Annotated in this window: 13 protein-coding genes; 7 read left to right on the top strand and 6 right to left on the bottom strand. The window is 35.7% G+C overall.

Annotation, left to right across the window (positions count from 1 at the left end; translation table 11 throughout):
• Positions 1-64: 64 nt before the first annotated feature.
• Positions 65-433 carry a response regulator gene (locus QP953_RS15300; protein ID WP_052598746.1) on the top strand — a complete coding sequence of 123 codons (369 nt, stop codon included), beginning with the start codon at positions 65-67 and terminating at the stop codon, positions 431-433.
• 65 nt (positions 434-498) lie between these two features.
• Here QP953_RS15300 and QP953_RS15295 read toward each other — a convergent pair whose 3' ends face one another.
• Positions 499-1230, bottom strand: a complete 732-nt coding sequence (locus QP953_RS15295; RefSeq protein ID WP_309551631.1) for a DUF5683 domain-containing protein — start codon at positions 1228-1230, stop codon at positions 499-501.
• Between the two features lie 245 nt (positions 1231-1475).
• Positions 1476-1967, bottom strand: a complete 492-nt coding sequence (locus QP953_RS15290) for a peroxiredoxin (RefSeq protein ID WP_197043898.1) — start codon at positions 1965-1967, stop codon at positions 1476-1478.
• A 298-nt stretch (positions 1968-2265) separates the two neighbouring features.
• On the opposite strand from QP953_RS15290, the gene QP953_RS15285 reads away from it, so the two are divergent.
• The 4 genes from QP953_RS15285 (at position 2266) to QP953_RS15270 (ending at position 8237) form a co-directional block, all read left to right on the top strand.
• Positions 2266-5265 (top strand): CHAT domain-containing protein, encoded by a 3000-nt coding sequence (locus QP953_RS15285; RefSeq protein ID WP_309551630.1) that lies wholly within the window; start codon positions 2266-2268, stop codon positions 5263-5265.
• A gap of 324 nt (positions 5266-5589) precedes the next feature.
• Positions 5590-6297, top strand: a complete 708-nt coding sequence (locus QP953_RS15280; protein ID WP_052598749.1) for a YebC/PmpR family DNA-binding transcriptional regulator — start codon at positions 5590-5592, stop codon at positions 6295-6297.
• Positions 6298-6470: 173 nt separating this feature from the next.
• Positions 6471-7241: a TIGR02757 family protein gene (locus QP953_RS15275; RefSeq protein WP_052598750.1), complete on the top strand. Its 771-nt coding sequence runs from the start codon at positions 6471-6473 to the stop codon at positions 7239-7241.
• A gap of 57 nt (positions 7242-7298) precedes the next feature.
• Positions 7299-8237 carry an ADP-ribosylglycohydrolase family protein gene (locus tag QP953_RS15270; protein ID WP_052598751.1) on the top strand — a complete coding sequence of 313 codons (939 nt, stop codon included), beginning with the start codon at positions 7299-7301 and terminating at the stop codon, positions 8235-8237.
• 23 nt (positions 8238-8260) lie between these two features.
• Here QP953_RS15270 and QP953_RS15265 read toward each other — a convergent pair whose 3' ends face one another.
• Positions 8261-9112: an AraC family transcriptional regulator gene (locus tag QP953_RS15265; protein WP_309551629.1), complete on the bottom strand. Its 852-nt coding sequence runs from the start codon at positions 9110-9112 to the stop codon at positions 8261-8263.
• A 255-nt stretch (positions 9113-9367) separates the two neighbouring features.
• Here QP953_RS15265 and QP953_RS15260 point away from each other — a divergent pair, with 255 nt between their 5' ends.
• Both QP953_RS15260 and QP953_RS15255 read left to right on the top strand, forming a co-directional pair.
• The gene (locus tag QP953_RS15260) at positions 9368-10183 is read left to right on the top strand and encodes a polysaccharide deacetylase family protein (protein WP_408913536.1); all 816 of its coding nucleotides are present in this window, start codon (positions 9368-9370) and stop codon (positions 10181-10183) included.
• Complete coding sequence (locus tag QP953_RS15255) at positions 10183-11301, top strand: alkene reductase (protein WP_309551627.1); 1119 nt, start codon at positions 10183-10185, stop codon at positions 11299-11301. Before QP953_RS15260 ends, QP953_RS15255 begins: the two co-directional genes overlap by 1 nt.
• Positions 11302-11308: 7 nt before the next feature.
• Here the strand turns inward: QP953_RS15255 and QP953_RS15250 are convergent, their stop codons facing one another.
• The 3 genes from QP953_RS15250 to QP953_RS15240 form a co-directional block, all read right to left on the bottom strand.
• On the bottom strand, positions 11309-11635 hold the full coding sequence (locus QP953_RS15250; RefSeq protein WP_309551625.1) for a hypothetical protein: 327 nt from the start codon (positions 11633-11635) through the stop codon (positions 11309-11311).
• A gap of 141 nt (positions 11636-11776) precedes the next feature.
• On the bottom strand, positions 11777-12355 hold the full coding sequence (locus tag QP953_RS15245) for a non-canonical purine NTP diphosphatase (protein ID WP_052599041.1): 579 nt from the start codon (positions 12353-12355) through the stop codon (positions 11777-11779).
• A gap of 256 nt (positions 12356-12611) precedes the next feature.
• On the bottom strand, positions 12612-13448 hold the full coding sequence (locus QP953_RS15240) for a queuosine precursor transporter (RefSeq protein WP_081909615.1): 837 nt from the start codon (positions 13446-13448) through the stop codon (positions 12612-12614).
• Positions 13449-13504 lie beyond the last annotated feature (56 nt).

The raw sequence follows: 13504 nt of genomic DNA, 5'->3' as shown, positions 1-13504 counted from the left end.
AAATTACAATTTCCATAAACTCACTTACCTTTATTAAAATACAAGACAAACAACTCAAACAAGAATGGAAGGAAAGAAAATTTTTATTGTTGAAGATGACATGATTATTCAAATGTTCATTGAGCGAATCTTAGGAAATTTAGGATTAGATATTATTGGAGAGGCACGAACAGGTGATGAAACACTCGCATTTTTAGAGTCTCAACGCCCAGATTTTATTTTAATGGATATAGGATTAGCTGGTAATAAGGATGGCATAGAAACCGCTGAAATTATCAATGAAAAATATCAAATACCTATTATTTTTTTGACAGGCAACTCCGATAAACCTACCTTGGCTAGAGCCAAAAAGACAAATCCAATTGGCTTTATTAACAAACCTATTGATGAAGCAAGCCTAAAAAGCGTTATGCAAAAATATTTTAACAATTAGACCGTTCTCTTGGTTGTCATCGTCTAATCTCAATCCAATCAAAGATACTCCTTCTTCATTTTTATCTAAAAATGTACGGGATAAGCTTGTTTGGTTGCAACTCTAGGCATTACTGCCAACCCTACACTAGGAACATAGTTCTGTGTAACAAAATTATATTCTACTCTAGGCTCTATTCGCATGCTTAAATCATCACTAATATCAAATCGCATTAAGTGAGCATCTACAAAAGCATCAATAATCGTCAAGCCATAAAATAATGTCAAACCTATTAAAAACAATTCTGCACTCTCTTGAGCATTGTCTCTATAAATTTTCAAACTCAAAGAATCTGCATCTGGTGCCCGATAACACTTGTCATTGGTTTGATCGTTTTGATCAACAGTATGCAAATAAGCTTTTCGAAAACAAGCATATTCAGAATAGTTGGCTACAGTAAAGTATCCTAATGCCCCTAGCCCACCATACACAATTGGCAATTTCCAATATCGGCGATTGTAAATTTGCCCTGCCCCTGGTATTAATGCTAATAGGGTCGCTGTTTTCGGGTTATGATTTTTAGGGAGTGTACTAAGGAACCTTTCTCGGCGAGCTTCTTTTTTATATTGCCTTTGTCTTGCCCGACTTTCTCGTAAAAACTCGGAATTATCAGTGGTATTGATTTCTTGAACGATTGAATCTTGTTGTGCATAAGTAAGATTGTTTTGACTAATAAATAAAAGTAATACCCAAAGACTATGCCTCCAATAATTACGCTTTTTACAAACCACCCATTGCAAGAAATTGATCCCAAACATAAATATTTACGTCATTTTGATTGTTATAAAACAAGTTTTTATCCCTTGAACTCTAAGTATAGGTAACAAAGAAACGCAAAAGTAAGGATTTATCAACAAGGATTAACACTCTTTAATAGAATATTGATGCGCAGTAACTAATAATAGCATACCTTTAACTTCCCAACAATACAAAACAAAAATTAGTTCTCCTATTTTCTTAGATTACATTATAATGTAATCTAAGAAAATAGTCATTGGAGCAATCAGGTATATATTTTAATTGCTTCCAAGGCTTTTTTCACATGTTCTTTAGCCTTTATATCAGCATGGTATCTAAAAACTAGTTTTCCTTTCGCATCAAAAACATACGTAACACGCCCCGACACCAATCCCAAAACGCCTTTGGGTACTGCAAATAAATTTCGCACTGCATTATTCGAATCACTTAATATATCAAAAGGCAATTGATAGGCTGTTGCAAACTTTTTATGCGACGCCGTATCGTTGTGACTAATCCCAATCACCTTTACATGATACCCTTCAAAATCATCGAACCGATTTCGAAAAGCACAAGCTTGGGCGGTACAAATTCGTGTAAAATCATCTGGATAAAAATAGATAACAACAGGCTGCCCAATCCAATCTCGACTATGCACCAATACTTCATCTTGGTTTTTCAATGAAAAATCAGGCAAATTATCTCCAATTTCTATTTCTTTCATTTCTATATAGTTTTCTAATATTTTTACGCTCATCTAGTTTGTATTTTTTATACAATCCTAATCGAATTTAGTTCAAGTTGATTTACAAAATTAACAAAGAGGCTTCTTATTTTGCTTTTATCCCTCCATTACTCTGTTGAAAACACGCAGAAGTAACACCGTAGCCAAACAAACAAAGTTAGCAATATTACTAGTCTCAATTTCAATAAATTACTATCCACAACTTAAAATCCACAAAATCCATCTTTTCAATAGTTTTTTTGTATTTTCAAAATACTCCTGACTATCCAAGATACGTTATTCATTTTTACAATCGTCCCAAACAACGACTATGCGACAACTTATACTCTTAGCATTTCTTGTCCTAAATTGTCACTCCTTAGCACAATCGCCCATCGACAACTTATTGGTAAAAATAGAGGATGCAAGTTCACAAGATAATCATTCATTAGTGGTAGAACTTTCTCTACAATTACAACATCTCAACCCTCCAGATAGTGTCCTAATGGATGTGCTCTATTATCGAGCTCAACACGCGCAAGCACTAGGAGACTTTAAAACAGCTAACCATAGTTATTTGGCATTATTAGCTCTCATAGAGACGATACATGGAAAAGCCTCTATGCTTTACGTATGGAACTTGGAGGATTATACCATGATGCTGTATCAATCAGGACAACAAGAAAAAGTTGTTACTTGGTATCAAGAAGCATTAACTACAGCTAAAGCCAATCAGCACCATTTAGAGTATGTTTACCTTGGTTATAGTTTGGGGGCTTATTATGAATTGATTGGTGCCATGACGTATGCCATTCGCTCTTACAAAGATGCTCTGCAATTTGTTCCCAAATCAGGAGAAGAAAATGCTACCATCCATATTATGATTTTGCGTAGTTTGGCTCGTGTACTAGAAATTCAGCACCGTTACGACCAAGCAGAATCTCTATATAAAGAAGCCATCCAACTAGCCAAAGATACACTCCAAGAAAGTGACCCTAATCGATATATTTTAGTTAATGATTTTGGTATGCTCTATTTTTTTACTCGTCGATACAAAAAATCATTGCCTCATTTCGAATACCTCAAACAATTAATAGACAGCAAAAAAATTCCCATAGATTTCAACACAAGTTTACTTGCTAACTTAGCAGATTGCTACGCTCATTTGGGACGTTATAAAGAAGCAGAGAATATCTATTTACAAGTTGAAGAAATAGAACGGACAACTATCGAAGACTCTTACTCCAACTACCCCGTTACCATTTCAAGAATGGGAGATTTATATGCTTTTCAGGGGCATTATGAAAAAGCCCGAACATTTCACTTACGTGCCATTGACTTGGCTAAAGAATACTTTTTGCCCCAAAATCTTTACTTATTTTATAACATGGAGCAAGCTTACTTATTTTTTGAAAGCATCAAAGATTGGCAACAAGTTCAAGCAATTGCTTTGGACTGCTTTAGAAGCAATTGCATGGATAGTATTGCTACGCCCAATATTTTGGAGAACATCCAAAAACTGGCTCAAGAACAAACCTTTGCAACGATGCCTTATGCTCTAAAATCATTAAAAATTGCTAGCAAGAGTTATTGGGAACGCTATTTAATAGAAAAAGATATTGATTTGTTACATCATGCTTATAATTTGCAGTTGGCTACTCGACTCATTCTACATCGACTCAAAAATTCATTTTCAACAGAATGGGATAAATTAGAATTACTATCTACTATACAAGAAATATCCGAACTAGGAATTCTAATCTCGCAAGCCTTGTATGAAAAAACAGGGGATCTTGTTTACCAAAATAGTGCTTTTGATTTTCTGGAAAATAATAAATACGTTTTATTGCAAGAGGCATTGCAAAACAAAGAAGCAAAAGTATTTGGGAATTTACCAGATTCTTTGATTCAAAAAGAAGAAGCTCTTGAACAAGGGCTGTTAATTGCTAAAACAAAAAAGATAAATGCGACAACTGCCCGTTCAAAGCAAAAAGCAATAGAGGATTACAATCGCATTTTAACAAAAATTGATCAATTTAAAATTAAACTACAAGAGCAATACCCTGCTTACTATGAGTACAAGTATGTTTCTAAAAAATTTTCTATCTCAGACCTACAAAAACAGCTGGACTCCTCAGAACTGCTTATTGAGTATTTCATTGGCAAAGAACACGTTTATATTTATTCTATAGATCATAAGAATGTTTATTATAACACCTTGCCTATTACTCAACAGATGATCAAAAATCAAGTAAAAAAATTCAGAAAAGTATTGTCTAATTATCAATATATTCTAAAAAATAAAGACGCTGCTTTGCAAGAATACAAAACCTTAGCCTATTGGTTTTATAGTCAATTGGTGGCACCAGCAATAGCCCCCTCTGGCAAGAAAGAACATTTGATTATTATACCTGATGGGTTACTGGGGCACTTGCCTTTTGAAGCTTTTTTAACTGTCGTTCCCAACCAAACTTCGCCACTTGATCAATTAACTTTCTTGCTTCAAAGTCATAAAATTAGCTACGCTTATTCGTCAAATTTACTATCCAAAAATGTTTCCAAGGTTTTTCATAATTCTCAAATATTAGCGATGGGTGCAACCTATACAGCCCTTCCTCCTAAAAATAACTTGAACCGAAGTGTAGAGTTGAGCAAGCTCAGAAAAAATTTGGCTCCATTGGAAGCTATTAGTCACGAGCTAGAAGCACTAAAACCTATTGTACAAGGACGTTATTACTATGGTGCAGCTGCCAACGAAAAAACATTTAAAGCAGAAGCAAGCAACTATGCCATCTTACACTTGGCAATGCACGGTATCTTAAATGAAAAGCACCCGATTTTATCTTCCTTAGCCTTTACTGAAGATGCAGATCCCGATGAAGATAATTTTTTACAAGCTTTTGAAATTTCTCAAATGAAACTAAATGCAGCACTAGTTGTCCTATCTGCTTGTGAAACAGGCTATGGAAAATTCAAACAGGGAGAAGGTATTCTATCTTTAGCCCGTTCTTTTATGTATGCTGGTGTGCCTTCAATGGTGGTCTCTCTTTGGCAAGTCAATGATGGTAGCACCTCTATCATTATGAGTGCGTTTTATAAAAATTTAGCAGAAGGTATGGACAAAGCAGCAGCACTTCAAAAAGCTAAATTGGACTATATTCACCAAGCGCAAGGAGTAACAAAACATCCTGCTTTTTGGGCTCCATTTATTCAGCTTGGAGATGCTAGTCCCATTCCATTACAGGCAAAACGATTTCCATGGTGGTTATTAGGAACCATCGGGGTCTTATTTGCTTTATTCTTTATTTGGCGTATAAAACGAGAACAATAACGCTCAATAGGACAAAATTTAGACAATTGCTTTTTATCATTCCCTTGAAATTGCATAGTAACAACAAACCGAGTTGTGCAAGCCTACGTAACAAAGCTAATGAAGCAAAGCGATCTCACGAAATACCACGCAGTAGCGGCGCAGCTAATCAATAAAGTATTATTTTATAGCGATTAGAAGATATTATTACAAATTGGTTTTATGAATTCTATTAAGTATATTTGAGACCGAAATAATATGAATAGTCCTTGAAACGACTATTATACAAATGACATCACATAATATCCATGAGTATTCTCTAGGACAAAAATAAAGTAAGAACATATGGGAAGAGCGTTTGAATATCGCAAAGCACGCAAAATGAAGCGTTGGGGACAAATGGCAAAAGTATTCACTAAAATTGGTCGCGAAATTGCCTTGGCAGTAAAAGAAAGTGGTCCAGATCCAGACAGTAACCCAAAACTACGTTTGGCTATTCAAAATGCCAAAGTAGCCAATATGCCTAAAAAAAATGTAGATGCTGCGATTCAAAGGGCATCTTCTAAAGACGCAGAGAATTTAGAAGAAGTGGTCTATGAAGGCTATGGTCCTCACGGTATTCCATTTATCGTCGAGTGTTTGACCAACAACACCACTCGTACAGTCGCTAATGTCCGCTTTTATTTCTCCAAAGAAAAAGGCTCTTTGGGAACAAGTGGTTCTGTAAGTTTTATGTTTGATCGCAAAGGTGAATTCATCTTTGACTTAGGAGATCGTGACATGGACGAGTTAGAGCTAGAACTAATTGACGGGGGTGCTGATGAAATTGATATTTCAGATGGAAAAGCTTACGTTTACACCGCTTATGAGGACTTTGGAACCATGCAAATGACGCTAGAAAACTTAGGAATTGAAGTAGAAGAAGCTTCTTTACAACGTTTTCCTCAGGTTACAAAAGAGTTAAGCGAAGAAGAAAAACAAGACATCGAAAGTCTGATTGAACGTTTTGAAGATGATGAGGACGTACAAAAAGTTTTCCACGGAATGGCTTAAGACTTTTTCAATATCTTTTAATATTGACCAATAGCGACAAGGCACTATACTTTGTCGCTATTTGCTTATTTGCCTTACTCTATTTTTATTAATGTCAATCAATAGCAGTCCTCTACGCTCCTGTTATGTGGTCTGAATAAGCAGTAATTTTAACAAAACTTCATAATAAAACAATGCTCAAAGAACTTTTGGACGAAAAAGTGGCTCTTTTTAATTGTCCTAAATTTATTGAAGACGATCCCATCAGCCTTCCTCACCAATTTAGTCAGTTGCAAGACATAGAAATCATTGGTTTTTGGGTAGCTATGTTGGCTTGGGGAAAACGGACTATGATTATCAACAGTGGTCGAAAATTAATCGACCTAATGGATGGTGCTCCTTATGACTTTATAGTCAATCACGAGGAGAAAGATCGAGAAAAGTTTTTAAATTTTAAACACCGTACCTTTCAACCTTTAGATACGCTTTATTTTTTGGAATTCTTACAACAGTTTTATCAAAAAAACACTTCTTTAGAAACGGCTTTTAGTCAACATCTTACCGAAGAAGATACCACCATAGAAAAAGCCTTAATTGGTTTTCACGATCTATTTTTTTCGTTGCCAGATGCACCCCAACGTACTAGAAAACACATCGCAACTCCTAAACGAAAATCTACTTGTAAGCGTTTGTGCATGTTTTTGAGATGGATGGTTCGACAAGATGACAAAGGAGTTGACTTTGGGCTTTGGAAAGAAATTTCTCCCAGTCAATTATTAATGCCTTTAGATGTACATGTTGATCGAATTGGTCGTCGCTACAATCTTATCCAACGCAAGCAAACCGATTGGAAAACAACCTTGGAACTTACGGATAACCTAAGAGTTTTTGATAAGGACGATCCTGTAAAGTATGACTTTGCATTGTTTGGAATTGGAGTCTTAGAAAAAGATACTTTTGGTTAAAATCAATAACATAGTTCGTTGCTATAAACTGTAGTACTTGCTAAACTCATAAAACTCATGACTCAATATAATTTTGTAACAAACAGCCTTTTGGGAGTAGCGATTGGAGATGCTCTAGGTGTTCCTGTTGAATTGGTTTCTAGAAATTTTTTAAAGAAGCATCCCGTTCTAGACATGACTGGTTTTGGCACTCACAAACAACCTAAAGGTACATGGTCTGACGATAGTTCTTTAACCTTTTGCTTAGCAGAAAGCCTTTGCAATGGTTATGACTTACAAAACATAGCCCAATCCTTTATTAAATGGCTTCAAAATGCACACTGGACACCTAACAACCAAGTCTTCGATGTCGGTCATGCTACATCAAAAGCGATTGAAAAACTAATCCAAGGAGTATCTCCTTTAAATGCAGGTAGTACTCAAGAGAATGATAATGGAAATGGTGGCTTAATGCGCATCGTCCCTCTTGCGTTTTATCTTAAAGATTATGATATTAAATATCGATTCAACATTGTAAAAGAGGTAACAGGAATCACTCATGCGCATCTACGTTCCACCTTATGTTCTTTTCTTTATATTGAAATATGCCTTCAGCTCTTAACAACCGAAAATAAGCGAGAAGCCTATTATGAAGCGGTTTATAATGTCAATGAATTTTGTAAAAATAGCTATGAGTTAGAAAAAGAAAGTCTTCATCTAAAAAGAGTTTTAGATTATTTAATCGAAGATATTCCCGAAAACGAAATTTATAGTAGTGGCTATGTAGTTCATTCTTTGGAAGCAGCCATTTGGTGTTGGCTAAAAGAGGATTCCTATTCAGATATTGTATTAAAAGCGGTTAACTTAGGAGATGATTCCGATACAACAGCAGCCATAGCAGGCGGTTTAGCAGGGCTTCACTTAACAGATGGTTTTCCTAATAATTGGCTTCATGCTCTAGCTAAAAAAGATGAAATCATACAATTGGGCAACCAACTATATTCTAAGTATTTTTAAGGTGCATTCCTATTTCTAGAACCCTAATTTTTCTTTCTAAACGCAGAGGGTCTACAACCTTTGTGTTTCTTAAATGTATTACTAAAATGTGCGGCATCTGTAAATCCTAGCTGCTCTGCAATTTCAGATATTGTATAGCTGCTCTGTTGTAATAAGCTTTCTGCCGTCTTGAGTCGGGTTTCTATGATTAGCTGCTTGATCGAAAATTGGGTATGTTTTTTTATAAAAATACTAATATAGTTTTCTGATATAAAAAACTTGTCGGCAATCGCTTTAAGGCTTATTTTTTCTTTTTCCATAATATGCTGTCTTATATGCGACAATATCTTATTTATTTTTTCCTCCTCTTTAAAAACAGCTTGTTCTGATGATGGATTTTTTACATGTAAATTGCGTACAATGATTAACATCATAGACTGAAAAATTCCTCTCAAAATTTGATAGGTATACATTCTTTTGGTAGCATACTCTTCCTTTAGTAAAGCAAGCAGTTGAAATAGCTTTACTCGATCGTTCTCAATACATATAATATCTTGCGGAATTACATTCGGACTATATAAAACTTGCTCAATCGTTTTTTCCCATATTCCTTTTTCCTCTTTGTTCACTTGCTCTAAGAATAACTGTTCTGTAAATTGAATAAATTCAAACGTAGTTTTTTCTACAATTTCAAACAAATGCTCATCCTTTGGAGATAAGAAAAATATATCTCCCTCTTTGTAAGGAAATAGCACACCATTCATAGATTGTTTTCCTTTACCTTTTTTGATAAAGATTAACTCATAAAAATTATGTGTGTGCATGGGGAATTTCCATGCGTCTAACTCAAGAGTAAATATATTTAGTGCATACCTAGTGTAAAATCGCTTTGCCATACTCAAAGATAGTTTTTTACAAAAATAGCATGTTTTTTTACAAAATAAAAAATAATATTTTCGCTGAAATTTGAGCTATTAATACTTAAATCAACTAAAATTACTCTTATGCAGTACCATTGGAAACACTCTTTTATTATAATTCTATTGATAATTATAAATAGCAGTTGTTCAAAAGAAAAAACAAACACGACACCAACAAACACGACAACTCAATACTGGCCCAATCAAGCACAATTAGTTGTTTCTTTTTCGATGCAATTTGAAACAGGAGGACAACCTATGGGAGCCGAAAGCCCATTTTCGGGAAATCCTCTCCCTCCAAACACCGTAGACCTACCTGCCGAAAGTTGGTTTAGATATGGAGCTAAAGAGGGCATCTATCGGATGTTAAAACTTTGGAAAAAACACGATATCAAGGTTACTTCTCACGTAGTTGGGGAGGCAGCTATAAAATATCCTGATGTAGCAAAAGCTATTGCTAATGGTGGGCATGAAATTGCAGCCCATGGCATTGCTTGGGATGATCAATGGAATTTGAGTTATGAAGAAGAACTGGAATTTATAAAAAAAGGAATTGATACCGTAGAGAGCATCACAGGACAAAGGGGAATTGGTTATAACTGCAACTGGCTTAGAAGAAGCCCTAATACCTTAAAGATCTTACAAGAACTTGGTTTTCTATACCATATAGATGATTTAAGCAGAGACGAACCATTTATTACCAATGTACGTGGAGAAAAATTTGTGGTTATGCCTTATACCCTAAGGAATAATGATATTGTCAATATATCGGGTAAAAATTGGAGTCCAGAGCAATTTTTGGCACAACTAAAAGCAGAATTCAACCAATTGTATAAAGAAGGCAAACATCAGCGACGAATGATGAGCATAAGCCTACACGATAGAATTGGAGGAGCTCCCTCCATTGTCAATGTTGTGGATGAATTTATTGAATATGCCAAAACTCATAGTGGTGTCGTATTCATGCGCAAAGATGAAATCGCCCGCATGGTAAAAGAAGACCCTAAAACATTATTAGATGATTCTGAACTAAAATATAATAGATAATGAAGTCAATACGAAAATCTACAGCACTTTTTGAACCATTTGCAATGGGAACTATTCCTCTAACCAATAGATTTGTGATGGCTCCTATGACACGTTCTAGAGCAAACGAAAAAGGGGCTGTTCCCAATGACCTTATGGCTGCTTATTACGAACAAAGAGCATCTGCTGGGCTTATCATTACAGAAGCAACCCAAATATCCAAACAAGGCATGGGCTATGCTCGAACTCCTGGTATTTTTACCAAAGCGCAAATAGAAGGTTGGAAAAAGATTACTCAGAAAGTTCATGCTCAAGGGAGTAAAATTTTCTTACAACTTTGGCATGTTGGCAGAGTATCTAGTGCTCAAGTCAATGGCTTGCAACCCATCGCTCCTTCTCCTATCATTGCAAAAGATACCAATGTTTATATTTTTGATGGAGCACCCAATGGCGATGCTACCTTTATTCCTGTTGAGCAGCCTAAAGCAATGACAACCGATGACATTCAACAAGTTATTCAAGAGTTTAAGTATGGAGCAAAAAATGCTATTGAAGCAGGATTTGATGGGGTTGAAATTCATGGTGCCAATGGCTACTTAATTGATCAATTTCTGAGAAGTAATACCAATCATAGAAACGATCAATATGGAGGTTCTAAAGAGAACCGCCTCCGTTTTTTGATAGAAGTTACTCAAGCTGTTGTTAAAGCAATCGGAGCAGAAAAAACAGGTATTCGCCTTTCTCCATTTATAAAATTTAAAGACATGGATGATCCTGAAATTATGGATACCATTATGCTTGCAGCAAGTGCTTTAAACGATATTGAAGTAGCCTATTTGCATCTGTGTGAAGCAGATTGGGACGATGCGCCCAATATACCGATCGCTTTTAGAGAAGCGTTAAGACAACGGTTCAAACACACCATTATAGCAACAGGAAATAAAACGCCTCAAACTGGCAACGATTTAATTCAACAAAACTTAGTTGATTTGATTGGTTTTGGCAGAGCGTTTATAAGCAATCCCGATTTTCCTGAACGAGTCAAAGTTGGTGCAAGGATGAATCAAATTACGGATACCCACACGCTTTTTGGTGGCGGAGGTGCCAAAGGATATACCGATTATCCCAAACTTCCTTAGTATTTCACTACCCATCTACCTCTAAAGAATCCACACCTATCCAGATATTTTTCTTTAATTCTAAACAATCAGACGAAAGACAAGTGTCTGCTGTTGTCAATGGCAAGCTATCTATTTCCTTTTTGGAAACAGGAATCTGAAAAGGAATGGTAGCTTGTGCAAAAGCAGAAGAAACAGGCTCAATTCTTACAATTCCAATAAAAGGCAAATTTAAATCTATCATGCGACAAGATTCTTTTGCCTTTATGGTAGAATCTACTTGGGCAATGTAGGCTTGCGCGGAGACGGTTTGATTGATACACAAAAGGACAACGAATAGGGCTAAATATTTCATAAGATGTTCTTGGTTATGAATTGCAATAGTTCGTTAAAACCACGCAGTAGTAGCTAAGCGAATCAACGAACTACGATGATTATATACAACAGTCTTATTGAAAATTTCATACCAAAATGAAAATAGCCCTACTATCCTATATTACAAAGACAATAAGAACTTTCTCAATTTTTCGGTAGCACGCCCCCTGTGACTAATTTTACCTTTTTCATCAGAAGACATTTCCGCAAAAGTTCGATCACTTTCTCTTGGTCTAAAAATAGGATCGTAACCAAATCCTCCTGTTCCTTGACGTTCTTTTAGAATATACCCTTCCACAATTCCTTCGAAGGTGTACTCTTTGCCATCCAAAATTAGTGCAATGACAGTTTTAAATTGGGCCGCTCGATTATCTGTATCCCCTAATTCTGTTAGGACTTTATCCATATTATTATTGGCATCTCTCGCAGGACCTGCATAACGAGCAGAATATACCCCTGGTGCGCCATCTAAAGCATGAATTTGCAAGCCAGTATCTTCTGCAAAACAATTCATTCCATATTTTTCGTAGACATAACGTGCTTTTTGGAGTGCATTCCCAACAATAGTGGGTTGTGTTTCGGGAATGTCTTCCGTACAACCAATGTCTTCTAAAGACAGGAAATCATATTGCGCTCCCATTATTTTTTGGATTTCATTAACTTTGTTTTGATTAGCAGTAGCAAACACTAGTTTACTCATTGTTTCTATAAATTTTATGATGAAGTTGTTTAAAATTGCGTCTTTTTGACTGTGAGCATAATTGGGAAGCTTAATCAAAGGCAACAGATTTGAAGAAAAGCATAAGCAGACCTAAGGAACTGCCCTCGCTATAAACTTAAAATCGCAAGTCGTATGTTTTTATTCTTAACATACGGCTCACGATTAAATTTTATGGTAACAATCCAACAGATTGATATTATTGTATGGATTAACTAGATTTTTTCAGAGGGCAATATTAGTTCTTTTTCAAAGCAAGTTCCTTTAATTCATCGGCAACCTCTTTGCCTAGATATTTGTCGATAAGTTTGTGTATTAGATACAACAACGGGATAAAGCAGATCGCAATCGTTACTTTATAAACATAATTGGTCGTTCCTATTGAAAATAGCATATCCATAGACCAATCGGCTCCCAGCACAAATGCAATATACAACACTAAATAACTGTCAATCAATTGAGAAACCATTGTAGAAAGTGTTGCTCTTAACCATATTCTATTCTTGCCCGTCCATACTTTTACTCTTCGAAATACAAGTGCATCAACGATTTGACCAACCAAAAAAGCGATCAAAGACCCTGTTATAATCCATAATCCTTGCCCAAAAACACCAGCAAAGGCAGCTTGCATGTTGGGGATTCCTTTAGCGGTATACCCTTCTACCCACCAGTCGGCAGGCGACAAACTGATTGACGCAAATACCATAATAAAAGCATAGGCAATAAGACTAGCCGCCAAATACGACAAAAACCGCACCCCACTAACTCCAAAATATTCATTAATAACATCTGTCATAATAAATACAATTGGCCATAACAATACTCCTGCCGTAAAATTCAATGGACCTTCTCCTCCCATAGGATCTAAGCCCCAAGGAGACATACCCAAGGTACCTTCTAGAGAAAAAATCTTTACTCCAATAAATTCTGCAATAAAAGCATTGGCTAAAAAGAATCCTCCTAAAATAAAAAACAAACGATTGCTTTTAAACTCTGTGACTCTTTTTCCTCCTTCATCAAGTCCCTCCTGAACTTGATTTTCACCTAAAATTTGTTCGTCTTCTTCTATTTTCATTTACATTTTTATCTTTATACTTAATATACGGTAGTATCGATAATTCAAGAGGGTTC

The sequence above is a fragment of the Aureispira sp. CCB-E genome, assembly GCF_031326345.1.
Classification (GTDB): Bacteria; Bacteroidota; Bacteroidia; order Chitinophagales; family Saprospiraceae; genus Aureispira.
The sequence above is the reverse complement of the archived record's forward strand: the minus strand, read 5'-3'. Positions and strand labels throughout refer to the sequence as shown.